Genomic DNA, 24,398 nt, shown 5'->3' with positions numbered 1-24,398 from the left:
CGCCGTCAGGCGATCCGGTCGAGCACGATCGGCCGGACGGCCGCCTCCGCCGCCGGGCCGACGCTGACCGCGCCGTCCCCGAGCGCGGCGAGCGCCGGCCCGAACCGCTCCTCGGTGTCCGTGTGCAGCGTCAGCAGCGGGGCGCCCGCGGTGACCTCGTCGCCCGGCTTCGCGTGCAGCTCCACCCCCGCCCCGGCCTGCACCGGGTCCTCCTTGCGGGCCCTGCCCGCGCCCAGCCGCCAGGCCGCGAGGCCCACCGCGTAGGCGTCGAGCGCGGTGACCACGCCGGACTCGGAGGCCGTGACGGTGTGCCGCTCGGCGGCCCGCGGCAGCGGCGCGTCCGGGTCGCCGCCCTGCGCCGCGACCATGCGGCGCCAGCGGTCCATCGCGGAGCCGTCGGCCAGGGCGCGCGCCGGGTCGGCGTCCGGGAGCCCGGCCGCGTCCAGCATCTCGCGGGCGAGCGCGAGCGTCAGCTCCACCACGTCCCGCGGCCCGCCGCCCGCGAGCACCTCGACGGCCTCGCGGACTTCGAGCGCGTTCCCCGCCGTCAGGCCGAGCGGGGTCGCCATGTCGGTGAGCAGCGCGACGGTCCGCACCCCGTGGTCGGTGCCGATCTCGACCATCGTGGCGGCCAGCTCCCGCGCGTCCGCGAGCGTCTTCATGAACGCCCCGGAGCCCACCTTCACGTCGAGCACCAGCGCCCCGGTGCCCTCGGCGATCTTCTTGGACATGATCGACGAGGCGATCAGCGGAATGGACTCGACCGTCCCCGTCACATCCCGCAGCGCGTACAGCTTCCGGTCCGCCGGAGCGAGCCCCTCCCCCGCCGCGCAGATCACCGCGCCGGTGTCCCGCAGCACCGCCAGCATCTCGTCGCCGGACAGGCGGGCCCGCCAGCCGGGGATCGACTCCAGTTTGTCCAGCGTGCCGCCGGTGTGCCCGAGCCCACGCCCCGACAGCTGCGGAACGGCCGCGCCGCACGCCGCGACCAGCGGCGCGAGCGGCAGCGTGATCTTGTCGCCCACTCCGCCCGTCGAGTGCTTGTCCGCGGTCGGCAGCGGCAGCCCGGAGAAGTCCATGCGCTCCCCCGAGGCGATCATCGCCGCGGTCCAGCGGGCGATCTCGGCCCGGTCCATGCCGTTCAGCAGTATCGCCATGGCCAGTGCCGACATCTGCTCGTCGGCGACGTCGCCCCGCGTGTAGGCGGCGACGATCCAGTCGATCTGCTCGGGGGTCAGCGCGGCGCCGTCACGCTTGGCGCGGATGATGGTGATCGCGTCCATGGCCCTACTGTCCCAGGTGCCAGGACTGCGGCAGCAGCTCCCCCAGCGGGAGGACGCCCTCGGGCGTCAGGACCGCGAGGCCGGGCCCGCCGTGCTCCATCAGCAGCTGGCGGCAGCGCCCGCAGGGGGTGATCGCCCGCCCCTCGGCGTCGCAGCACACGAAGTGCGTCAGCCGCCCGCCGCCCGAGGCGTGCAGCGCGGACACCAGGCCGCACTCGGCGCACAGGGTCAGGCCGTAGGAGGCGTTCTCCACGTTGCAGCCGGTCACCACCCGGCCGTCCTCGACCAGCGCCGCCGCGCCCACCCGGTACTCCGAGTACGGCGCGTAGGCCCGGGTCATCGCCTCCCGGGCCGCGGCGCGCAGCGCCTCCCAGTCCACCGCGTCCGTCATGTCGCCTGCCCTCTTCGATACGGTTTCCCGACCGCGCGTGGAGTGCGCAATCGCTGGGCGAACAACGTCAGCACGAGCAGCGTCGTGAGGTACGGGCTCGCGGTGACGAGTTCGAGCGGCAGCGTGTCGGTCGTCGCGTACCACAGCCACATCAGCCCGCCGAGCGCCGCGACCACGAGCGCCGCGATCCGCTTGCCCCGGTAGAACTGCCAGACCGCGAGGCACAGCAGCCCCAGCGCGAACAGCAGCAGCGTGGCGTGCACCACCGGCCGGTCACGGGTCTGGAGCACGTCCATGAACCCGAACAGGCCGGCCCCCGTGGCGACCCCGCCGGGACGCCAGTTGCCGAAGATCATGGTGGCGAGGCCCAGGTAGCCGCGCCCGCCGGTCTGGCCGTCCTGGTACATGCGGATCAGCACCGCGAGGTAGGCGCCGCCGAGCCCGGCGAGCCCGCCGGAGATGGCGAGCGCCAGGTACTTGTACAGGTAGACGTTCACGCCGAGGGACTCGGTGGCCTGCGGGTTCTCACCGCACGAACGCAGCCGCAGCCCGAACGACGACTTCCACAGCACCAGGTAGGTGCCGACGAAGATCAGCACGGCGAGCAGCGTCAGCCACGACACCTCGTGCACCGCGGCCCGCAGGATGCCGGCGACGTCGGAGACGAAGAACCAGTCCTTGGCGTCCAGGTCCCCGAGCCAGTCCGAGACGCCGGGCACGGTGAACGGCTCCAGGCGCTCCATCTGCGGCGACTGCTTGTCGTTGCCGCCGCGCGCCACGGCCTCGCTGCCCTCGGCCGCGAACCACAGCTTGGCCAGGTACTGCACGATGCCGAGCGCCAGGATGTTGATGGCGACCCCGGAGACGATGTGGTCCACCCCGAAGGTGACGGTCGCCACCGCGTGCAGCAGCCCGCCAAGGGCGCCGCCCGCGATGCCGGCCAGCACGGCCGCCCACGGCCCGTGCTGCCAGCCGATCCAGCCGGCCGAGAACAGGCCGAGCATCATCATGCCTTCGAGGCCGATGTTGATCACGCCGGCCCGTTCGGCCCACAGGCCGCCGAGTCCGGCCAGGCCGATCGGCACCGCGAAGCCAAGCGCGGCGCCCCACTGGGCCGACGACGTCAGGCTCTGCTGGTCGGTGATCGCCCGCACCAGCGAGAGCAGCAGCAGCGCGCCCGCGATGATCAGCAGCACGCCCGGGTAGCTCAAACGGCGCCTGCCGCCGTTCTCGACCCGGCCGCTGGGCCGCACCTTGCCGGCGAGGGTGGACAGGGGCGTGGTCACGCGGACACCTCCGCCGGGTCGTTGGGGCCGTTCCGTCCGTCGCCGGCCGCACGCGCGGCCAGTTGCTCGCCGACCTGCCGCTGCTGGCGCCTGATCCCCCAGCGGCGGACCAGTTCGTAGGCCACGACGACGGAGAGGACGATGACGCCCTGCATCACGCCGACGATCTCCTGGTCGAAGCCCTCGAACTCCAGCTGCGTGCCGGTCCGTTCGAGGAAGCCCCAGAGCAGGGCCGCCAGGCCCATGCCGATCGGGTGGTTGCGGCCGAGCAGGGCGATCGCGATGCCGGTGAACCCGATGCCCTCGGGGAAGTCGTTGCCGTAGTTGCCCGACTCGTTCAGCAGCGTCGGCATGCCCACGAGCCCGGCCACCGCGCCGGACAGGAGCATCGCGGTGACCACCGTGCGCTTGACGCTGACGCCGCTGGCCTCGGCCGCCGGCTCGGAGCGCCCCACGGCCCGCAGGTCGAAGCCGAACCGGGTGCGGCCGAGCACGAACCAGTAGGCGATGCCCACCGCGACCGCGATGAGGATGGAGCCGTGCACCGGGTCCGGGTTGGTCGGGAACTCGAAGAACCAGCTGGAGTCGGGGATGTCCGTGGTGTGGATGATGTTCTCGTCGCGCTCGGCGAGCCTGCCCTCCTGGAGGAAGTAGGCGATGAGCGAGCCGCCGATGAAGTTCAGCATGATGGTGGTGATGACTTCGCTGACGCCGCGCGTCGCCTTCAGGTAGCCGGCGATGCCCGCCCAGATCGCGCCGCAGACCATCGCGGTCAGCAGGATGACGGGGATCTGCACGAAGCCCGGCAGGCTCAGCGCGCCGCCCACCACGGCGGCGAAGAACGCGGCGACCCGGTACTGGCCGTCCACACCGATGTTGAACAGGTTCATGCGGAAGCCGATGGCCACGGCCGCCGCGGCCAGGTAGTACGGGATCGCCTTGTTGATGATCCAGACCTGGCTGTCGCTCTTGGACCCGTAGTCGGCCATCACCTGGAAGGCGCGGAACGGGTTGTCGCCGGTCATGGCCAGCACGGCGGACGTGATGGCCAGGGCCGTGACGATGGCGAGCAGCGGGGCGCTCAGCCCGAGCAGCAGGCGTTCCCTGCGGTCGCGGTCGCGCAGGAGGCGCGGACCCCGGCCCGCCGTGCCCCCCTGACCCCCGGTCGTCGCGGTGCTCACGACTCAGTCCCCTCTCCGGGCTCGCGGGTTCCGCCGGTTCCGGGTCCGCCGGAACGCGCGCCCGGCTCACCCGAACCCGCGCCCGGCTCGCCGCCCTCCGCGTCCTGCTCGCCCGAACCCGCGTCCTGTTCGCCGGAACGCCCGCTCGTGCCCGTCATCGCGGTGCCGAGCTGCTCCGGTGTCACGGTGGCCGGGTCGGCCGAGGCCACCAGCCGGCCCCGGTACATCACCCGCAGGCTGTCCGAGAGCCCGATCAGCTCGTCGAGATCGGCGGAGATCAGCAGCACGGCCAGCCCGTCGCGGCGCGCGCGCCGGATCTCGTCCCAGATCTGCGCCTGGGCGCCCACGTCCACGCCGCGCGTCGGGTGCGCGGCGACCAGCACCTTGGGCCGGTGGCTCATCTCCCGGCCGATGATCAGCTTCTGCTGGTTGCCGCCGGACAGCGAACCGACGGTCACCTCGATGCCCGGGGTGCGCACGTCGTACTCGCGCACGATCCGCTCGGTGTCGGCGCGCGCGCCCTTGGCGTCCAGCAGCGGGCCGCGGCTGTTCGGCGGCTCGGTGACGTGCCCGAGCATGCGGTTCTCCCACAGCGGCGCTTCGAGCAGCAGCCCGTGCCGGTGCCGGTCCTCGGGCACGTACCCGATGCCCTGCTCCCTGCGGGCCCGGGTCGGCGCGTGGGAGATGTCGCGGCCGGCGAGGGTGATGGTGCCGCCGTCGGGCTGCCGGATACCCATGATCGCCTCGACGAGCTCGGCCTGCCCGTTGCCCTCCACGCCCGCGATGCCCAGCACCTCGCCGCGGTGGATCGTGAAGTCGATGTCCGCGAGCACCTCGCGCAGCAGCCCGTCCGTGTCCCGCCCGGACAGGTGCAGCCCGGAGACGGTGAGGACCGGCTCGTCCGTGACCGTCGACTCGCCCGTCCCCGGCGTGGGCAGCTCGCTGCCCACCATCAGCTCGGCGAGCTGCCGCGGCGTCGTGCCCGCCGGTTCGACGGTGCCCACGGTCGTGCCGCGCCTGATCACGGTGATGTCGTCGGCCACCGAGAGCACCTCGCCCAGCTTGTGCGAGATGAACAGCACGGTCAGGCCCTCGGCGGTCAGTTCGCGCAGGTTGCCGAACAGCGCGTCGACCTCCTGCGGCACCAGCACCGCGGTGGGCTCGTCGAGGATGAGGGTGCGCGCGCCCCGGTAGAGCACCTTCAGGATCTCCACCCGCTGCCGGTCGGCCACGCCGATCTCCTCCACCAGGAGGTCGGGCCTGACCCCGAGCCCGTAGGCGTCGGACAGCTCCAGGATGCGCCGCCGCGCGGCGGCGCCGATGCCGTGCAGCTTCTCGGCGCCGAGGACGACGTTCTCCAGCACCGTGAGGTTGTCCGCGAGCATGAAGTGCTGGTGCACCATCCCGATGCCGCGCGCGATGGCGTCGGCCGGGCTGCGCAGGACCACCTGCTCGCCGTCGACGGTGATGACGCCCTCGTCCGGCCGCTGCATGCCGTAGAGGATTTTCATCAGCGTGGACTTGCCGGCCCCGTTCTCGCCGACGAGGGCGTGCACGGTGCCGCGCTTGACGGTGATGTCGACGTCGTGGTTGGCGACGACACCGGGGAATCGTTTCGTGATACCGCGCAGCTCGACGGCGGGAACGCCGTCCGCGGGCCGCGGCGGGTGGTCGGCGGGTGGGATGACGCACTCTCCTCGGGGCCTCGGGAGCACAGGCCGGACGGTCGGTCAGAGGGCGGGCGTTGGTCTGCGGAACGCTACCGCGCCCGCGCTCCCGGCGGCGCCCCGGCGTGGATCTACTCGCGTAGCGGCTTACCGTGCGCCCCCGTGGCCGCGACTACTCGGCGCCGTCCCTGGGACTTCGCCGCCCCCTGGCTCCGTCCCCGCCCCGGGTCGCGGGGCGGGGACGGCGTGCGGGGGTCGGGCCGCGGGCGCGGCCGGGGAACGCGCCGGGGCGCGGGGGTCAGGACGCGGGGGTGTCGTTCACCTCGACCTCGCCGTCCGCGATGCGGCGGGTGGCCTCTTCGAGCTCGGGCGCGAGGTCGTCGATGAAGCCGCCCGATGTGGCGAGCGACACGCCGTTCTCCGCCAGGGTGTACTCGTGGTGGCCGCTGAGGGGCTCGCCCTCCTCGACGCTCTCGATGAGGTCGTAGACGGCCACGTCGACGCCCTTGAGCACCGAGGTCAGGATGGAGTCCTGGTACTCGGCCAGGCCCGGCTGCTGGTACTGGTCGGAGTCGACGCCGATGGCCCAGGCGCCCTCGGCGCGCGCGATCTGCTCGATGGAGCCCTGGCCGGACGAGCCCGCCGCGGTGTAGATGACGTCGGCGCCCCGGCTGAGCATGCCGTCGGCCTGCTCGGCGGCGCGGGCCGGGTCGTTGAAGCCGCGGTCGTCGTCGCGGTACAGGTAGTTGATCTCGATCTCGATGTCCGGGTCGGTGTCCCGGACGCCCTGCTCGAACCCGGCCTGGAACTTGCCGATCAGCGGGTTCTGCACGCCGCCGATGAACCCGACGTGGTCGTTCTCCGTGGTGAGCGCCGCGGCGACGCCCGCCAGGTAGGAGCCCTCGTGCTCGGCGAAGGTCATGCTGTAGGTGTTGTCGCCCTCTGCCACCGCGTCGACGACGCCGAAGGTGGTGTCGGGGTACTCGGCCGCGACCTCGGTGATCGCGTTGCCGTAGAGGTAGCCGACGCCGATGACGGGGTTGTAGCCCGCCTCGGCCATCGACGTCAGCCGCTGGATGCGGTCGGCGTCGGTCTCGCCGTTGCGCGCGGTCTGGTACTCGACCGAGACGCCGAGTTCCTCCTCGGCCAGGTCGCCGCCGCGCGCGGCGGCCTCGTTGAACGAGTGGTCGTCGCGTCCACCGACGTCGAAGGCGATGCCCGGTCCGGCGTCGTTGCCGCCGTCCCCGCTGTTGGACTCGGTGGAACTCTCTCCGCACGCGGTGGCGGTGAGTGCCAGGGCCGCCGAGGCGGCGACCGTTGCTGCAAGCCTGGATACGCGGCGCAAGAGGACGATTCCTTCCGTCGAAAGCGCCTCTTACGGCGCTGTTCCGCGAATCGTAACGCGCGTAGACACGGCGGGAAGCCCCGCATTCCTCCCGTTATCAGATCGGTGTTTACGCAATGTGTACGCAACATGGCCGGAACAGCGCCCGCGCACGCGTCCGGCCGGGCGCGTCGCCGGCGGAACGCCCCGGCACCCGGCGGAACGCCCCGGCATCCGGCGGAACGGCGGTGCGGCGGGTGCTCAGCTGAGCAGCGCCGCTCCGGTGAGCAGGTCGACGCCCACGCCGATGGCGCTCTCGTCGACGTCGAAATCGCCCTGGTGGATGTCCCTCGGGGTCGAGGCCGCCTCCCCCGGCGGGCGGACGCCGAGGCGGGCCATCGCGCCCGGCACGTGCTGGAGGTACCAGGAGAAGTCCTCGCCGCCCAGGCTCTGCTCGGTCTCCCCGACCGCGTCGGCGCCGAAACGCGCCGTCATCGCCTCGGCGAGCAGGGCCGTGGACGCCGCGTCGTTGACCACGGGCGGAACGCCCCTGATGTACCGGATCTCCGACTTGGCCCGGGAGAGCGCCGCGACCTCGTCGACGGCCGCGTGCACCAGGTCGGGAGCCGAGCGCCAGGCCGCCAGGTCCAGGCAGCGCATGGTGCCGGACAGCTCCGCGACCTGCGGGATGACGTTGGGGGCGTGCCCGGTGGTCAGGCGCCCCCAGGTGATCGCCATACCGGCCCTGGTGTCCACGCGCCGGGCGACGAGCGCCGGCACCTCGGTGGCCACCCGGGCGGCGGCCGTCACCAGGTCGGTCGTGAGGTGGGGGCGCGCGGTGTGTCCGCCGGGTCCCGAGAGGGTCACCTCGATGCGGTCGCAGGCCGAGGTGATCGGGCCGACGCGCACGCCGATGCGGCCCGCGTCGACCTTGGGGTCGCAGTGCAGGGCGAGGATCCGCCCGACCCCGTCGAGGACGCCGGTGTCGACGACGTCCTGGGCGCCGCCGGGCAGCACTTCCTCGGCCGGCTGGAACAGCAGCCGCACCGGGCGGGGCAGCACGCCGCGCGCGGCGAGCCTGGCGAGCATCAGACCCGCGCCGAGTACCACGGTCGCGTGCACGTCGTGCCCGCACGCGTGGGCGCGGCCCGGCACGGTGGAACGGTAGGGCACGGTCTTGGTGTCCGGGATGGGCAGCGCGTCGATGTCGGCGCGGAGCGCGAGCAGCGGGCCGTCGGCGCCGTCCGGCCTGATGTCGCAGACGAGTCCCGTCCCGGTGTCGAGCACCCGCGGGGCGAGTCCCGCCCGCTCAAGCCGCTCCTTGATCACCGCGGTGGTGCGCACCTCCTGGTTGCCCAGCTCGGGGTGCATGTGCAGATCACGGCGGAACGCGATCAGCTCCTCGCGCAGGTCCGCGTCGAGCGTCGTGGGGGTGGACTCAGGAGACAGCAGATCACTCACGTGATTGAGATTAACCTCATCCGAGCCCCAAGTGGGCCGTGATCATCGAAAGTTCATACTCCAGAAGGAGAGCGCGAGGCATACCGGGGCATCCGCCGGGGTATCACTCGCTGTTTCGCCCCGGTTTCACTCCCCCATCCGGCCCCGTCCCGGATCCGTCCTGGCCCGTCCCCGCCACCCGTCCGGCGCCGGGCGTGCCTCACCGGCGTCGCGGTCCGCGGCGCTGCTGGTGGAACGCGTGGTCGCGGCGTATCAGCGCGGCGATCCTGCGGCAGGTGCCGGCGTCGAGGACGCGTCCCCGGGCCCGGATGGAGTCCAGCAGGCCGTGCGTGCCGATGCTCACCACATCGATGGGGCAGTCGTCGAGGACGCCCAGGCTCGCCCGGTCGTTGATGACCGCGACAGCGGTGCGGACCGCGGTGTGCACGCCGCGCGTGGCGAGGAAGGTCTGGAGGGCGAAGGCGGGCTCGCCGACCTGACGGCCCCAGCTGCGGCCCCGGCGGTCCGTCAACGCGCCCTGCTCGACGAGATTCCCGTACTGGTCGTACTTCTCGTAACTCCAGTGGTCGCCCTGGACGTGCACGCACACGTTGCGCCCTTTGACCTCGATCGCCCAGACACCGCCGGGTCCGACGACGAGGTGGTCGATCTCGCCCTTGCGGTTGGTGTACCCGCGGAACAGGAGCCATTCGTCCGGCAGTTCTCCGAGCGCGTGGGTCACCGCGTCCTCGGCGAGCACTCCCGCTTCCTGCTGCGCCCTGCGGTGGAGGAGCGCCGGATCGACGACCGGTGCCCGGGCCTCCAGCGCCCGCACCTCGAAGTACTGCCTCAGCCGCTTGAGGAGCTGCCACCACCGCCGCGCCGCGGCGTGCCGGGCGCGCAGGCCGGCGACAGCCGCCGCGTGCTCGGCGATGTCGCGGTGGTGGCGTTCGATCGCCCCCTCGGTCCGCCGGAGTTGACGCCCGGGGTGGTCGGAGAGCACTTCGGTCAGCATCGTCGCAGTCTATGAATCCGCGCATGCGCTCGACCACGAAACGGCGCGATACGTCCCGCCGGGTGCGAGGGGTGAAGGCGCCGGGGTGCGCGGTCCTGAGGCGGGTGGCGGCCCCGCCGCCCGCTCGGCGGACGCCGTGTCAGCCGGCTTCTTCGCCGGTGCGCCGCTCAGGACGCGGGGCCAGCCCGTGCGTGCCGCGCGCCGTGCTGGTCACCTGCGCGAGGAAGCCGCTGGCGCGTTCCGTGACGCCCTCGGTGAACCAGGTCTCGGCCACGTCGCACACCACGACCCGCACCCCGGTGTCGCTCAGGACGCGGGGCAGGGTGTGGACCACGGTCGAGGGGAAGCTGAGGATCGTCGAGCCGATCGGGCCGCGCCTGGCGACGAGTTCGAGCGGGAGATCGGGGCGCACGATCTCGACGCCGGCCCGCTGCGCGAGGCGGCGCAGCTTCTCGCCGCCCTCCTTGCGGTGCGCGAAGTACCGGGTGACCCCGTGCTCCGCGGCCAGTTCGGCGACGGCCGAGATGTAGCGCTCCTCCTCCAGCACGCCGGTCTCCACCAGGGAGGTGCCGACCAGGTCGGCGCCGCCGGTGAGCCGCGGCGCGGGGAAGTGGGTCCTGGTCCAGGAGAACGTGTTGTCGGTGACGGTGATGCCGTCCATGGCCTCGACCTGCATGGCCGTGAACACCTCGACGCTGCGCCCCTGTCCGGGCGTGAGCCGGCGCACGGCCCGGCGCGCCACCGGTGTGAACAGCGCGGAGCGCGGGCCGCGGGCCGCGGGCCGGTGCCACCGCACCAGACGTTCGCCCCGGGCGAGCTGCGCCGTGAACTCCATGGTCGCGGTGCCGTCGTCGACCACCACGACGTCGCAGCGCCCCGCCATCGACAGCAGCAGCTGGAGGTAGTGCGAGAACGGGTCGCCGATCACCAGCCTGCGCGCGCGGCGCAGCGGCCCGGCGAGCGCGGCGAGGGCCCGCGACGGCGTGACGGCGCCGCCGCGGGCCTCGCGCCACAGCACCCGGCAACCGGAGTCCCGGGCCAGTTGCGCCATGCGGCGCAACTGGCCCCTGCTGGTGGGATCGTGCGGCGGCAATATGACCACGGTGAAGGCGCCGGGCGCGGTGCTGTGGGCCCATTCCAGCGTGTTCAGCAGCTGAACCGGGCTCTCTGCGAACGCGAGCGTCTCCGCCCGTGCGTCAGTCATGCCTCTCCGTCCGGTGTCCGGTTGTCCATCCCGCGCTGCCGCCGCGGGGCGCGGGCTCGCGTCAGACCGACGCCGGCTGCGCCGGCTCGGCCTCCGCGACGACGCCCTTGACGCGGCGGAGCTTCTTCATCGGGCCCAGCTCGCTCTCGTAGACCTTCTTGACGCCGTCGCCGAGAGAGTCCTCGATGATGCGGATATCACGAACGAGCCGCTGCAAACCCTGCGGCTCGACCGAGGCGGCCTGGTCCGAACCCCACATCGCGCGGTCGAGCGTGATGTGCCGCTCCACGAACGTGGCGCCGAGGGCGACGGCGGCCAGCGTCGTCTGGAGACCGGTCTCGTGCCCCGAGTACCCGATGGGCACGTTGGGGTACTCGGCCTGGAGGGTGTGGATCACCCGCAGGTTCAGCTCCTCGGCCTTGGCCGGGTAGGTGCTGGTGGCGTGGCAGAGCAGGATGTTCTCGCTGCCGAGCACCTCGACCGCGTGCCGGATCTGCTTGGGCGTGGACATGCCGGTGGACAGGATCACGGTCCTGCCGGTGGCGCGCAGCGCGCGCAGCAGCTCGTCGTCGGTGAGGGAGGCCGACGCGACCTTGTGGGCCGGCACGTCGAACTGCTCAAGGAACTCGACGGCCTCGGTGTCCCACGGCGAGGCGAACCAGTGGATGCCCCGCTTGGCGCAGTACTCGTCGATGGCGCGGTACTGCTCCTCGTTGAACTCCACGCGGTGCCGGTAGTCGATGTACGTCATCCGGCCCCACGGGGTGTCCCGCTCGATGTCCCACTGGTCGCGCGGAGTGCAGATCTCCGGGGTCCGCTTCTGGAACTTCACGGCGTCACAGCCGGCTTCCGCGGCGGCATCGATCAGTGCGAACGCGTTCTCCAGGTCACCGTTGTGGTTGATGCCGATCTCGCCGGTGATGTAGACCGGACGGCCGGGGCCCACGACACGGTCGCCGAAGTTACGGAGGCGGTTGCCTTGGGTCATGATGCTGTCAGTTCCTTTCCGAGGATCCACGAGGCGATCTCGCGGATCGCGCCTGCGCCTCCTGGCGCGGAGGTGACCGCCCGGGCGGCGCCGCGCACCACGTCGTGGGCGCTCGCGACAGCGACCGGCCAGCCGACGAGGTCGAAGCACGGCAGGTCGTTGACGTCGTTGCCCGCGTAGAGCACGCGCTCCGGCGCGATTCCTTGCTCCTCGCACCACTGCTTGAGGGCGAGGTCCTTCCGGTCGATGCCGTGCAGCACGGGGATGCGCAGTTTGCGCGCACGTGCGGCGACGACCGGGTTCTCCTCCGTGGACAGAATCAGCAGGGGCAGCCCCGCGCGGCGCAGCGCGGCGATGCCGAGCCCGTCGCCGCGGTGCACGGCGACCAGCTCCCGTCCTTCGGAGTCGACGAGCACCCTGTCGTCCGTCTGGGTGCCGTCGAAGTCGAGCACGACCGCGTCGATGTCGGCGCGGGTCGGCAGGTAGTCGGGGAACGGCGCGGCCGGGAGCGCGGCCTTGCCGCCGTCGAGCAGCGGGGCCAGGGCACGGGCCCGCGCCAGGTCGTGCGGGTCGTCCACTTCGAGCACGCGCGCCGGGTCGGTGCGCACCAGTTCGGTGCGCCCGAAGAACCGGTGCCGCTCCTCGCGGAATCCGGCGGCGCGCATCGCGTAGGCGGCGCCCGTCTCCAGCAGGTCCTGCGGGCGGTCCTGGCGGCGCGGCCGGTACGCCTTGTCGTGGTTGACGCCGTGCCCGCCGTTCGCGCCCGCGTCCCGCCACACGTAGCCGTGGAACGGCGCGACCGTCAGCGCGCTGTCGGCGCCGTCGAGCACGGCCGCCGCCACGCCGTCCAGCTCCTCGCGGGTGAGGAAGGGGCTGGTGCACTGGACGAGGAGCACGACGTCGACCGTGACGCCGTGCCGCTCCTCGTACACGCCCATGGCGTGCAGGACGGCGGCCTCGCTGGTGGCGGTGTCGTTGGAGATCGCGGTGGGGCGCTCGATCACCTCGGCGCCCGCGGCGTGCGCCGCCGCGGCGATGCCGGGGTCGTCGGTGGACACGACGACGGAGGTCAGCAGGCGCGCGGCACGGCACTCGCGGACCGCGCGGGTGATGAGGGGCGCGTCGCCGACCGGCGCGAGGTTCTTCCCCGGCACCCCCTTGGAGCCCCCGCGCGCGGGGATCACGGCCAGCACAGTGCTCATGGTCACGCCTTCGTTTCCTGGTCGGTCGGTGTTCCTGCCGGGGCCCGCGCTCGCGGTCCCGGTGCCGGCGGCGGCCTTGTCGCCGTTCGCGGCCTCTCTGCCAGTATCGGGCGAAAAGCCGGTTCCGCCGGACCGCGGGGTGGGGGCCGGGCTCACAGCTGCCCCCAGCGCCGGATGATGGGCGCCACCCGCTGCACGCCCGCGCGGTACGCGCCGCGCGCGGTGCGGCGCAGCAGGCGGCGGGACGCGGCGCGCATGCCGTCCTGCTGGGCCTCGGCGCTCCGGTGGCCGGCCTTCGGCTCGCCCTTGAGGTCGAGGCCGTGCCTGGCCAGGACGCCGGGCAGGTAGCCGGGCGCGGTGCGCGCGGTGTAGTAGGGGGTGATGGGCGGCAGCCCGGAGCTGTCGCGCTGTTCGAGCAGCTCGGTGAGGCGTCCGCGCGCCGTGGCGAACGCGAGCTCGTGCGAGGTGCCGATGCCCTGGTCGGCCAGCCACTCAGGGTCCGGCTCCGGCAGGTACCCGGCGTCCAGCTCGTCCCACGAGGCGAAGCAGCCGGAGCCGATGAAGTAGTGGTTGCCGAGCGGCTCGCGGACCCCGAGGTCGCTGAGGACCGCGGTCGGCACCGAGCGGTGCAGCGATTCGAGCGCGGCCGTGGAACTGACCGTCACCAGCAGGTCGGTCTCGTCCAGGATCTCGCCCATGTTGCCGTAGGCGAGCCTGAAGTTGGCCGGTTGGTCGTCCTTGATGCGCTCGGCGAGCCGCTGGTACGGCAGTTCCTCGATGTGCGTGGTGTGCTCGCTCGGCTTGCTGCGCAGTTTGAGGATCACCTCGCGCTCGGGGTGGCGCCTGGCGTGCGCGACGGCGCGGTCGAGGAGATAGACGCGGTCGTTGCGGCCCGCGGGCACCGAGGGCTGCACGGCGAACACCACCCGGTAGGGCCGCTCGCCGCGCTCGGCGGGGCCCGGGTCGTACGCGCGTCCGTCGAGGAACGGAAGGGCGCACTCGGTGACGGCCGAGCTGTCGGCGCGCACGCCGTCGTAGACGGCGCGGAAGCGACGGGCGTCATAAGGGCTGTTCGCCAGGACGAGGTCGGCGCCGTGCCGCAGCAGCAGTCCGTCCGGCAGCTTCTCGTACACGACCCCGACGTAGCCGGTGACGACGGCCGGCCGCGTGTCGGCGGTGCGCCATGCGCGCGCCAGACCGTGCAGCATCGCCTGGATGGTGCCGCCGACGCAGGCCAGGACCAGGACGTCGAACGGCTCCGCTCCGCTGTCGCTGTGCGCGCGCCTGCCGAGGTCGGCGAGGAAGTCCGCCGCGCTCACCTCGGACAGTTCGTCGGCGTCCGCCCCGATCTCCGCGAGCTGCCGCTCGGTCGGCGTCGCGCGCCCCCAGAGGAGGTAGCCGTGGACGGTCGACTCGGGAGCGATCCGGCGCGCCGTCAGCGCGCCCCACTTCCACCGGGTGTCGGAATCCGCCAGCACGGCCACACGCAGTGGGGTGGGGGATGAATCGGGCACGGATTGAACGTTAGGGAGCGGTATCGAGTGCCGGGCCAACTCAGTCACAACAAACAGTTAACAGCATGACACGCTAAAACCAACTCACGCGCCCTCGGCACATGTTCAATCATCGATTAACGGAAGTTCATAAAGAAATCCCGAAGTGGACGCCATGTGTTCACTCTGCGGGGGAGGCTGATGACAAGGCGTCCATCGGAACGGCGGGCCGCGTCCGCATGCCCACCACGCGACACGAAGCGTACCCGTTCCGCCACTTCACGTGACAGGCCGCGGGCGCGCGGGCCCGGGCGGGGAGGTAGGGAACGTCACAGGAGCGGTCCCCCACGCGGCGCAGGCCGCTCGGCAGGCGCGCAGGCCGCTCGGAGGACGAGGAACGCTCTCGACGGCCGCCGCGGCGCGGAGGGCGCCGGAGCGGACGCACGGGCCACGGGCGGGTGGAGCGGCGCGGAACGCGAAGGGCCGGCCGCCCTGCGGGCGGCGGGCGCGGGCCCGCGCGGGCCGCCGCGGACCGGCGGCTGGTGCGCGGGCGGGGCTAGGGGGAAAGCCGCCCCGCCCGCGCCTGGGGCTCCCTGAGGTACGGGGGGGACCTCGGGACTGCCCCGTAGGCCGGTGACCAGTCGGCCTGCTTCTTACTGCGCCGTAGCCTCCATTTCCGTTACACCCCCGGGGAACTCGCCCGGCGCCTCAGTCGTCCGCCAGGTCGACGAGCTGCGCCAGCCTGCGCAGTCCGCGGTGGTTCGCCGTGCGCACCGCGCCGGGCCGGCAGCCGAGCACCGAGGCCGCGCGGCGCGAGTCGAGGCCGAACAGGGTGCGTAACACCACCGCCTCGGCCTGCTCCTGCGGCAGCTCGCGCACCAGGGCGAAGGCCCGGGTGGTGGCGAGGGAGGCGATGGCCTCCTCCGCCGTGTCGGCCGACGACGGGACGTCGGCGAGCACCGTCTCGTCCGCACGGGTCTCCTGCGGGCGCCGGCCGCGCGCCCGCAGGTGATCGAGCGCCCGGTTCCGCGCGATGCGCGCGGTCCAGCCGCGGAAACGGTCGGCGTCACCGCTGAAGCGCCCGAGGTCACGCGATATGTGCAGCCATGCCTCCGCCGTGACGTCCTCCACGTCCGGTTCCGCGACGATGGTGCGCACGTAGCCGAGCAGCCGCGGATGAACCGCCTTGAAGACGGCACCGAACGCGGTTTCGTCCCCTTCCTGAGCCGCGTGCACCGCCGCGGTCAGGTCCCTGTCTGCCCCCTGCACTCCCGCCCCCTTTGCGGCCTGGTCGCCGCAGTCTCCTCAGAGCTGGTAACTGTGAGTCTCTGGTGTCCGAACGCTACGCGTCCCGGACGGCTGAGTCCATGGCGCATCCGGACGTATCCGCTCGGTAACACTATGGCCGGACCGGACGCTGTAGAGGATGCGGACGCGAGCCCGGCCAGGCTTTCGTCCGGCGGCAGCCGGGGTCTCTCCTGTGGGGGGTGGCGGCCCCGGCTGTTCGCGATCCGGCCGGCCCGCGCGGGCCGGCCGGCCGCCCCGCTCAGGCGGGCGCGACCCGTTGCGCCAGTCGGGTGAACTCCTCCCAGCTCGCGCCGGGCTCGTCCGGGTTCCACAGCTTCTGCGCCACCGCGGCGAGCGGCAGCCTGATGCCGTCGGCCACCTGCTCGGGGGTCTGCGCGTCGGCGAGGTCGCACCACACGGCCAGCCGCCCGCCCGGCACGTGCCGGGCGCCGGCGAGGTCGCCCGGCACCGGGCGGTCGCCGCGCAGCACGTCGGGCGTCCACTCCCGGTAGATGCGTTCGCCGGTCGGATAGGTGAACTCGTTGGGCTCGCCCAGGACGTAGTAGAGGTACTCGGAGTTGAGGTTGACGAGCTGCCAGCCGCCCTCCAGGTACTCCTCGGGCTCGCGGGCGCCCAGTTCGCGCCCGGTCCAGTAGGTGACCTGCCGGTCCTGGTCGGGGGCCACGACGCCGCCGCGGTGCATCCCGTCGTTCCACACCTGCGGCACCTTGCCGGCCTCGCGCGCGGTCTCCGCCCGGTCGTTGAGCCACGCGGTGGCCAGATCCCGCACGCCGGCGTCCTCGCCGTGCGCGTCCCGTGCCGCCTCGGCGAGCCCGGGATGGGCCGCCTCGGGGTCCTCGGCGGTCACCGCGGCGTACTCGTCACCGCCCAGGTGCAGCCAGCGGCCGGGGAACAGGTCCGCGTACTCGCGGATCAGGTCGTCGACGATGTCGGCCGCGGCCGGGTCGGCGATGTCGATGGCGCCGTCCACCGGGCTGCCGTCCGCGCGCGTCAGCTGGAGGTCGGGGTGGGCGGCGAGCACGGCGCCGAGGTGGCCGGGCGAGTCGATCTCGGGGATCACGGTGATGTGCAGCGACTCCGCGAGGTCGATGATGCCGCGCACCTCGTCCTTGCTGAGGTGGGTGTCGGAGACGACCTCGGGGTGGGACTCGCTGGCGACGCGGAAGCCCTGGTCGTCGCTGAAGTGCAGTTGGAGCTGGTTGAGTTTCAGTTCCGCCATTTCCCGCAGCCGGTCCTCGATCCAGTCGGCGGGGAAGTGCTTGCGCGCGATGTCGAGCATCAATCCGCGCTGCGGCCGGTCGGGGCGGTCCTCGACGGTCCCGTTCGCGAGGCCGCCGCGGTCGGCGACGGACTGCCTGACGGTCCTGGTGCCGTAGAAGACACCGGCCTCGGTGCTTCCCGTGACGGTGACCCGGCGGTCCCGGGTGACGAGGGAGTACCCCTCCGCACCGGTGTCCGCGTCCGGGTCGAGTACGAGTTCGACGTCACCGGCGCGCGTTCCGTCGGCGGCACGGCCCGCGTCCAGCTCGCGCGCGAGCCGGTCGGCCTCGTCGGCCAGCGGGCCCTCGGGGTCGGCTATCACCCGGGTGGAGTCCGCGGGCGCCCAGCCGGGCCCGGAAGCCTCGTCGAAGGAGCGGACGGAGGGGATGGCGGACGGTGCCCCCGAAGGACCGGTGGGCAGGGCGGACGGGGCGGGATCAGTGGCAGGGAGATGGGAGGTGGCCGCTTGCCGGCCGGCCGCTCCGGGACGCTCGGTGACCGTCGCGTCGTCGGTCCGCTGTACCACCGCGACCACCGCTGCCACGGTGATCACCAGCACAGCCGCGGCCAGTGCGAATATTCGCCATGGCGCACGTTGCATACCTTCGACGGTAGCGGCCCGCCGGAACGCCGCAAACGGATGATGTGCCCGACCGTTTGCTCCGCGCCCGAGCCCCCGGGCGGGCAGGGGGGCCGGCCGCCGCTAGCATGACGGCGGCCGGTGGTTCGCATCCGGCCGGGCCAGCGGCCCACCGAGCGTCGTGTGAAGGGTTCTTCCGTGCCGGCAGGAACGTTGTACCGCGGCCGGGAAGGCATGTGGTCATGGGTGGCGCACCGCGTCACCGGTGTCCTCGTTTTCTTCTTCCTGTTCGTCCATGTGCTGGACACCGCCCTCGTCCGCGTCTCGCCCGAGGCGTACGACGACACCATCGCGCTGTACAAGATGCCGCTGGTCGCCGTGCTGGAGTACGGCCTCGTCGCGGCCGTCCTGTTCCACGCGCTGAACGGGCTGCGGGTCATCGCGGTCGACTTCTGGTCCAGGGGCGCGCGCTACCAGCGGCAGATGCTGTGGACGGTGGTCGGCGTCTGGGCCGTGCTGATGGCCGGCGCCGCCTACCCGGTGCTCGGGCACGCGGCCCGCGAACTGTTCGGGAGCTGATGATGACCCCTCAGGCGAACGCCCAGGCGGACACGGGCGCCGGCGCGCCGTCGGGCGGCCCCGGCCGCCCCAGTCCCGACCACCCCGCGCCCCTCATCGAGCCGCCGCGCGCCCGCACCGGCCGCACCCCGCGCGCCACCCGTACCAACTTCGAGATGTACGGCTGGGTGTTCATGCGGGTCTCCGGGATCCTGCTGGTGGTGCTCGTCATCACCCACCTGATGATCCAGCTCGTCCTCGACGGCGGCGTCAGCAAGATCAGCTTCGCCTTCGTGGCGGGCCGCTGGGCCTCGCCGTTCTGGCAGGCGTGGGACCTGATCATGCTGTGGCTCGCGATGCTGCACGGCGGGCTCGGGCTGCGGACGATCATCAACGACTACGCGCAGCGCGACACCACGCGCTTCTGGCTGAAGATGCTCCTGTACACGGCCACGGTGTTCACCGTGCTGCTGGGCACGCTGGTGATCTTCACCTTCGACCCGAACATCGGCTGACGGACACCGGGGATTCGACCAGAGCCATGCAGATCCACACGTACGACACCGTCATCGTCGGCGCCGGCGGCGCCGGGATGCGCGCGGCCATCGAGGCGACCAGGCGCAGCAGGACCGCGGTCCTGACCAAGCTGTACCCGACCCGCTCCCACACCGGCGCCGCGCAGGGCGGCATGGCCGCCGCGCTCGCCAACGTCGAGGACGACAACTGGGAGTGGCACACCTTCGACACCGTCAAGGGCGGCGACTACCTCGTCGACCAGGACGCCGCCGAGATCCTGGCCAAGGAGGCCATCGACTCCGTCCTCGACCTGGAGAAGATGGGGCTGCCGTTCAACCGGACGGCCGAGGGCCGCATCGACCAGCGCCGGTTCGGCGGCCACAGCCGCAACCACGGCGAGGCGCCCGTGCGCCGGTCCTGCTACGCGGCCGACCGCACCGGGCACATGATCCTCCAGACGCTGTACCAGAACTGCGTGAAGGAGGGCGTGGAGTTCTTCAACGAGTTCTACGTGCTCGACCTGCTGCTCAACGACGTGGGCGGGGTGCGCAGCACCGCGGGCGTGGTGGCCTACGAGCTGGCCACCGGCGAGCTGCACGTCTTCAGGGCGAAGGCCGTGGTGTTCGCCTCGGGCGGCAACGGCAAGTTCTACAAGGTCAGTTCGAACGCGCACACCCTGACGGGCGACGGGCAGGCCGCGGCCTTCCGGCGCGGCCTCCCGCTTGAGGACATGGAGTTCTTCCAGTTCCACCCGACCGGCATCTGGAAGATGGGCATCCTGCTCACCGAGGGCGCCCGCGGCGAGGGCGGCATCCTGCGGAACAAGGACGGCGAGCGCTTCATGGAGAAGTACGCGCCGGTGATGAAGGACCTGGCCTCGCGCGACGTCGTGTCGCGTGCCATCTACACCGAGATCCGCGAGGGCCGCGGCTGCGGGCCCGACGGCGACCACGTCCACCTCGACCTCACCCACCTGCCGCCCGAGCAGCTGGACGCGAAACTGCCGGACATCACCGAGTTCGCCCGCACCTACCTCGGGATCGAGCCGTACACCGACCCGGTCCCGATCCAGCCCACCGCGCACTACGCCATGGGCGGCATCCCGACGAACGTGCTGGGCGAGGTGCTGGCCGACAACACCCAGGTCGTGCCGGGGCTGTACGCGGCCGGCGAGGTGGCGTGCGTCTCGGTGCACGGCGCGAACCGGCTCGGCACCAACTCGCTGCTCGACATCAACGTGTTCGGCCGCCGGGCCGGCATCGCCGCGGCGGAGTACGCGGCCGGCGCCGACCTCGTCGAACTCCCGCCCGAGCCCGCGCGGTTCGTGGCCGACGAGGTCGCGCGCATGCGGGACTCGACCGGGAGCGAGCGGGTGACGGACATCCGCCGCGCGCTCCAGGAGACCATGGACAGGAACGCGATGGTCTTCCGCACCGAGCAGACGCTGAAGGAAGCGCTGGAGGACATCACGGCGCTGCGCCGGCGCTACCGGAACGTGTCGGTGCAGGACAAGGGCCGCCGCTACAACACCGACCTGCTCGAAGCCCTCGAACTCGGCAACCTGCTCGAACTCGCCGAGGTGCTCGTGGTCTCCGCGCTGGCCCGCAAGGAGTCGCGCGGCGGGCACTACCGCGAGGACTACCCGAACCGCGACGACGTCAACTTCATGCGGCACACCATGGCGTACCGCGAGCGGGACGCCGAGGGCAACGAGTCGATCCGGCTGGACTACAAGCCGGTGGTCATCACCCGCTACCAGCCGCAGGAGCGTACGTACTGATGGCAACGCCGACGTTGGAGAAGAAGCCCGCGGGCGGGAGCGGACACCTGGTCAAGGTGACCTTCCGCATCAGGCGGTTCGACCCGGAGCGGGCGGTGGACGCCTACTGGGAGGACTTCGAGCTGGAGATCGACCCCAAGGACCGCGTGCTGGACGCCCTGCACACGATCAAGTGGGAGCACGACGGCAGCCTGACGTTCCGCCGCTCGTGCGCGCACGGCATCTGCGGCTCCGACGCCATGCGGATCAACGGCAAGAACCGCCTGGCCTGCAAGGTGCTCATCAAGGACATCGCGGACCTGAGGAAGGGCGCGAAGGCGCGGCCGGTCCTCATCGAGCCGATGAAGGGCATGACGGTCCTGAAGGACCTCATCGTCGACATGGAGCCGTTCTTCCAGGCGTACCGGGACATGATGCCGTTCCTGGTGACCACGGGGAACGAGCCCACGCGCGAGCGCCTTCAGTCGCCGGGCGACCGCGAGCGCTTCGACGACACCACCAAGTGCATCCTGTGCGCCGCCTGCACCTCCTCGTGCCCGGTGTTCTGGAACGACGGGCAGTACTTCGGCCCGGCCGCCATCGTGAACGCGCACCGCTTCATCTTCGACTCGCGCGACGAGGGCGGCGAGCAGCGCCTTGAGATCCTGAACGACCGGGACGGCGTGTGGCGTTGCCGCACGATCTTCAACTGCACGGACGCCTGCCCGCGCGGCATCCAGGTCACCAAGGCCATCCAGGAGGTCAAGCAGGCGCTGATCACACGGCGCTTCTGACCGGCGCGCGCCCCCGGTAACCGGCGCGCGGCGGGGGCGCGTGCCGCGCGGCCCTCAGCGCGCGGCGCGCAGCACCAGCGTGACGAAGCCGAGCACGCCGCGGTAGCCGCCGAGCCAGCCCGCGCGGTGCGCGGTGGCCGTCTCCAGCGCCTCGGCGGCGCCCGGGTGGTCGGCGTGGTCGAGGACCCAGCGGGTCAGGTTGCCCGTCCAGCGCCACTCGTAGTCGTCCCACTCCGCGAGCGATGAGGTGTGGCCGAACACCGGCGCCCAGCCGTCGGTCAGCACCAGCTCGACGGTGTTGCCCAGGTCGGCGTAGTCCTCGGGGGCCGCGTCGAGCGCGGCCAGCGCCGCGGGCGTGGGGGGCCGTTCCCAGAACCCCTCGCCGACCACGACGCAGCCGCCGGGCGCCAGGTGGGCGCGCGCCGCGGTCAGCGCGGCGAGCAGCCCGCCGAAGGCGTGCGTGCTGCCGACGCACAGCACCGCGTCGAACGGCTCGTCCGCCGTGTAGTCGGCGACCGCCGCCTCGTGCAGCGTCAGGCGCCCGGCGACGCCGGCCTCTTCGGCCGCGCGCGCCGCGGCGGCCAGCGCCTCGCCGTTGACGTCCACGCCCACGGCCCGCGCCGAAGGCCGCGCGGCCAGCGCGCGCAGCGGCCACGCCGCCTCGCCGCAGCCGAGGTCGAGCAGGCGCCCGCCGTCCCCGCCCACGTGGGCGAGCGCCGCGCCGAGCACCGCGTCCACCGACGCGTCCGCCAGCGGGGCGGCCACGGGATGGCCGGCGTGGGTGATCACATGCCTCTGATACCTCTCCATACCGCAAGCCTCGCACCCCGCCGCGGCTTCCCAGCGGCCCGGCGCGGTGTCAGGCTGAATCACATGAGCGATCTGTTGTCCCGGCTGCGCGCGGGCCTGCCCGCCGACGCGGTCCTCACCGACCGCGACGTCACCGCCTCCTACGCCCACGACATGGCCAGCTTCTGCCCCGCGGGCGTCCCGGCCGCGGTGGTCCTGCCCCGCACGGTCGAGCAGGTGCGGCACGTGATGCGCACGGCGACGGCCGAACGGGTGCCGGTGGTGCCGCAGGGCGCGCGGACCGGGCTGTCCGGCGGGGCGAACGCGGTCGACGGCTGCGTCGTGCTCTCCCTCGTCCGCATGGACCGCATCATCGAGATCGACCCGGTCGACCGGATCGCGGTGGTCGAGCCCGGCGTGGTGAACGCGGCCCTGTCCAAGGCGGTGGCCGCGCACGGCCTGTCCTACCCGCCCGACCCATCGAGCTGGGAGCAGTGCACGATCGGCGGGAACATCGGCACCGGCTCGGGCGGCCTGTGCTGCGTGAAGTACGGGGTGACCGCGGAGTACGTGCTCGGCCTCGACGTCGTGCTCGCCGACGGCAGGCTGCTGCGCACGGGCCGGCGCACGGCCAAGGGCGTCGCCGGGTACGACATGACCCGCCTGTTCGTCGGCTCGGAGGGCACCCTCGGCGTCGTGGTGGGCGCCGTGCTCGCGCTCAAGCCCGCGCCGCCGCGCCAGCTGGTGCTCGCGGCGGAGTTCGGCTCGGCCGCCGCGGCCGGCGAGGCGGTGGCCGCCATCATGGCCGGGGGCCACACGCCCTCGCTGCTCGAACTCATGGACGCCACGACGATCGCGGCCGTCAACCGGCTGACGCGGATGGGCCTGCCCGAGTCCACGCAGGCCCTGCTGCTCGCCGGGTTCGACACCGAGGACGCGCCGGCCGGGCTCGCGGCCGTGGGCGAGCTGTGCCGCGCGGCGGGCGCCACGGAGGTGGTGCCGGCCGAGGACGAGGCGGAGTCGGAGCTGCTGCTCGCCGCCCGCCGCGCCGCGCTGCCCGCGCTCGAAGCGGTGAAGGGCACCACGATGATCGACGACGTGTGCGTGCCGCGCAGCAGGCTGGCCGAGCTGCTCGACGGCGTGGCCGCCATCGGCGCCGAGCACGGGCTGACCATCGGGGTGTGCGCGCACGCGGGCGACGGCAACACCCACCCCACCGTGTGCTTCGACGCGCGCGACGAGGACGAGTCGCGGCGGGCCAGGGCGTCGTTCGACGCGATCATGGCGCTCGGCCTCCGGCTCGGCGGCACGATCACCGGCGAGCACGGCGTCGGGGTACTGAAGCGGGACTGGCTGGCTCGCGAACTCGGCCCGGTGGGGCTTGAGTTGCAGCGGTCCATCCGGCAGGTCTTCGACCCGCTCGGCATCCTCAACCCCGGAAAGGTGCTGTAGCGCCGCGCCGGCCGGGGCGGCACGGGCCGCGCGCCCCTCGGCCCTGCCCGCCCCTCAGCCCTCCGCGGCCGGCGGCGTCCCGGGGCGCGGCGTGCACAGGTGGTCGAGCAGCCGCCTGCTCAGCTCCTCGGGGTCGCGTTCGAACCCGGGCACGATCCTGTGCTCCCAGTCCTCCGCCAAGCGGGCGAGCGCCCGGCCCAGCGCGCGGTGCATCATGCGCCGGGTCACCAGCAGCGGAACGGCGGCCACCGGCCGGGCCAGGCCCCGGCCGCGCACCATCACGACCACGTCGAGCCGCCACGTGCCGTCGGGTCCTGGCCGCGGGCCGGCGTGCACGGCCGCGCGCAGTATCGGGTGCCGGGCGCGGACGACGAGCGCGGGGCGGCCCGGCTGCCCGGGCCCCTCGACGGCCTCCCACCACCGGGCGAGGTCGAGGACGCCGCTGAGGGTGAACCAGCGCAGCCGCAGGCGCCGGCCGTCCGGCCGGGCCAGCGCGCCGTCGAGCGACAGTTCCACGCGCCGGGGGCGTTCCGCGCTGCGCAGCCACAGCGTGGACGCCATCCGCGCGCTCGATGACCTGCCGCTCTCGGGCAGCAGGTGCGCCGGCTCGGCCGCGGCGACCCTGACCCCGCTGCCGCGGGCGCGGTCCCACGCCAGCAGCTCGGCCTCCACGGTCTGCCCCTCGCTGTCGACCAGCCCGTATCTGGCGCCCGGCCGCAGGTGCTCCCCGGAGCGCAGGGCGATCTCCTCGACCGCCCTGCCGTCGGGTGCGCGGAGCGTTCCACCGTCCGCGCGCAGCCGTGCGACGACCCCGTGCGCCACGTCGACGGAGCGCTCGACGTGGCGGCGGCTGACGGACGTCAGGTCGATTGTGTGCCGTAGGCGTGCCATGCCCCGCATCCTGCCGC

General features: G+C 72.9%; 20 protein-coding genes and 1 pseudogene. 5 read left to right on the top strand and 16 right to left on the bottom strand.

Annotation, left to right across the window (positions count from 1 at the left end; all coding sequences use genetic code 11):
* Window positions 1–5: 5 nt before the first annotated feature.
* The 14 genes and pseudogenes from LC193_RS19705 to LC193_RS19640 form a co-directional block, all read right to left on the bottom strand.
* Window positions 6–1,283, bottom strand: a complete 1,278-nt coding sequence (locus LC193_RS19705; RefSeq protein ID WP_226076002.1) for a thymidine phosphorylase — start codon at window positions 1,281–1,283, stop codon at window positions 6–8.
* 4 nt (window positions 1,284–1,287) lie between these two features.
* A complete protein-coding gene (locus LC193_RS19700) occupies window positions 1,288–1,674 on the bottom strand; it encodes a cytidine deaminase (protein WP_226075999.1) in 387 nt (128 codons plus the stop codon).
* Window positions 1,671–2,960 carry an ABC transporter permease gene (locus tag LC193_RS19695; protein ID WP_226075997.1) on the bottom strand — a complete coding sequence of 430 codons (1,290 nt, stop codon included), beginning with the start codon at window positions 2,958–2,960 and terminating at the stop codon, window positions 1,671–1,673. The genes LC193_RS19700 and LC193_RS19695 overlap by 4 nt, the downstream gene beginning before the upstream one ends.
* The gene (locus LC193_RS19690; protein WP_226078752.1) at window positions 2,957–4,084 is read right to left on the bottom strand and encodes an ABC transporter permease; all 1,128 of its coding nucleotides are present in this window, start codon (window positions 4,082–4,084) and stop codon (window positions 2,957–2,959) included. Before LC193_RS19690 ends, LC193_RS19695 begins: the two co-directional genes overlap by 4 nt.
* Before the next feature lie 53 nt (window positions 4,085–4,137).
* Window positions 4,138–5,826: an ABC transporter ATP-binding protein gene (locus tag LC193_RS19685; protein ID WP_318842206.1), complete on the bottom strand. Its 1,689-nt coding sequence runs from the start codon at window positions 5,824–5,826 to the stop codon at window positions 4,138–4,140.
* A 280-nt stretch (window positions 5,827–6,106) separates the two neighbouring features.
* Entirely contained in the window at window positions 6,107–7,153 is a 1,047-nt protein-coding gene (locus LC193_RS19680; RefSeq protein ID WP_226075995.1) for a BMP family lipoprotein, read from the bottom strand.
* Between the two features lie 240 nt (window positions 7,154–7,393).
* Window positions 7,394–8,593: an amidohydrolase gene (locus LC193_RS19675; RefSeq protein ID WP_226075994.1), complete on the bottom strand. Its 1,200-nt coding sequence runs from the start codon at window positions 8,591–8,593 to the stop codon at window positions 7,394–7,396.
* Window positions 8,594–8,792: 199 nt separating this feature from the next.
* Window positions 8,793–9,587, bottom strand: a complete 795-nt coding sequence (locus LC193_RS19670; protein WP_226075993.1) for a nuclease-related domain-containing protein — start codon at window positions 9,585–9,587, stop codon at window positions 8,793–8,795.
* A 139-nt stretch (window positions 9,588–9,726) separates the two neighbouring features.
* Window positions 9,727–10,791, bottom strand: coding sequence for a hypothetical protein (locus tag LC193_RS19665; RefSeq protein ID WP_226075992.1), 1,065 nt, complete (start codon window positions 10,789–10,791; stop codon window positions 9,727–9,729).
* Window positions 10,792–10,852: 61 nt separating this feature from the next.
* Window positions 10,853–11,779, bottom strand: coding sequence for an N-acetylneuraminate synthase family protein (locus LC193_RS19660; protein ID WP_086158446.1), 927 nt, complete (start codon window positions 11,777–11,779; stop codon window positions 10,853–10,855).
* On the bottom strand, window positions 11,776–12,981 hold the full coding sequence (locus LC193_RS19655) for an N-acylneuraminate cytidylyltransferase (protein WP_226075991.1): 1,206 nt from the start codon (window positions 12,979–12,981) through the stop codon (window positions 11,776–11,778). Before LC193_RS19655 ends, LC193_RS19660 begins: the two co-directional genes overlap by 4 nt.
* A gap of 152 nt (window positions 12,982–13,133) precedes the next feature.
* Window positions 13,134–14,495, bottom strand: a complete 1,362-nt coding sequence (locus LC193_RS19650; protein ID WP_226075989.1) for a DUF6716 putative glycosyltransferase — start codon at window positions 14,493–14,495, stop codon at window positions 13,134–13,136.
* Between the two features lie 690 nt (window positions 14,496–15,185).
* Window positions 15,186–15,743: pseudogene (locus LC193_RS19645) on the bottom strand (RNA polymerase sigma factor); the annotation flags it as partial.
* 277 nt (window positions 15,744–16,020) lie between these two features.
* A complete protein-coding gene (locus LC193_RS19640) occupies window positions 16,021–17,643 on the bottom strand; it encodes a beta-N-acetylhexosaminidase (protein WP_226075987.1) in 1,623 nt (540 codons plus the stop codon).
* A 177-nt stretch (window positions 17,644–17,820) separates the two neighbouring features.
* On the opposite strand from LC193_RS19640, the gene sdhC reads away from it, so the two are divergent.
* The 4 genes from sdhC to LC193_RS19620 are packed head-to-tail and all read left to right on the top strand — an operon-like array spanning window position 17,821 to window position 21,249.
* Window positions 17,821–18,201, top strand: a complete 381-nt coding sequence (sdhC, locus tag LC193_RS19635) for a succinate dehydrogenase, cytochrome b556 subunit (protein ID WP_086162084.1) — start codon at window positions 17,821–17,823, stop codon at window positions 18,199–18,201.
* 2 nt (window positions 18,202–18,203) lie between these two features.
* Window positions 18,204–18,695 (top strand): succinate dehydrogenase hydrophobic membrane anchor subunit, encoded by a 492-nt coding sequence (locus LC193_RS19630; protein ID WP_404819546.1) that lies wholly within the window; start codon window positions 18,204–18,206, stop codon window positions 18,693–18,695.
* A gap of 26 nt (window positions 18,696–18,721) precedes the next feature.
* Window positions 18,722–20,476, top strand: a complete 1,755-nt coding sequence (gene sdhA, locus LC193_RS19625) for a succinate dehydrogenase flavoprotein subunit (RefSeq protein WP_226075981.1) — start codon at window positions 18,722–18,724, stop codon at window positions 20,474–20,476.
* A complete protein-coding gene (locus tag LC193_RS19620; RefSeq protein ID WP_226075979.1) occupies window positions 20,476–21,249 on the top strand; it encodes a succinate dehydrogenase iron-sulfur subunit in 774 nt (257 codons plus the stop codon). Before sdhA ends, LC193_RS19620 begins: the two co-directional genes overlap by 1 nt.
* A 54-nt stretch (window positions 21,250–21,303) precedes the next feature.
* Here the strand turns inward: LC193_RS19620 and LC193_RS19615 are convergent, their stop codons facing one another.
* Window positions 21,304–22,059, bottom strand: coding sequence for an SAM-dependent methyltransferase (locus LC193_RS19615; protein ID WP_226075975.1), 756 nt, complete (start codon window positions 22,057–22,059; stop codon window positions 21,304–21,306).
* 63 nt (window positions 22,060–22,122) lie between these two features.
* On the opposite strand from LC193_RS19615, the gene LC193_RS19610 reads away from it, so the two are divergent.
* Window positions 22,123–23,490, top strand: coding sequence for an FAD-binding oxidoreductase (locus LC193_RS19610; protein ID WP_226075971.1), 1,368 nt, complete (start codon window positions 22,123–22,125; stop codon window positions 23,488–23,490).
* 54 nt (window positions 23,491–23,544) lie between these two features.
* Here the strand turns inward: LC193_RS19610 and LC193_RS19605 are convergent, their stop codons facing one another.
* Entirely contained in the window at window positions 23,545–24,381 is an 837-nt protein-coding gene (locus tag LC193_RS19605; protein WP_226075968.1) for a hypothetical protein, read from the bottom strand.
* Between the last annotated feature and the right edge of the window lie 17 nt (window positions 24,382–24,398).

Source organism: Streptomyces marincola (assembly GCF_020410765.1).
Classification (GTDB): domain Bacteria; phylum Actinomycetota; class Actinomycetes; order Streptomycetales; family Streptomycetaceae; genus Streptomyces; species Streptomyces marincola.
Note: the sequence above shows the minus strand (reverse complement) of the source record. Positions and strands in the feature narration are given on the sequence as shown.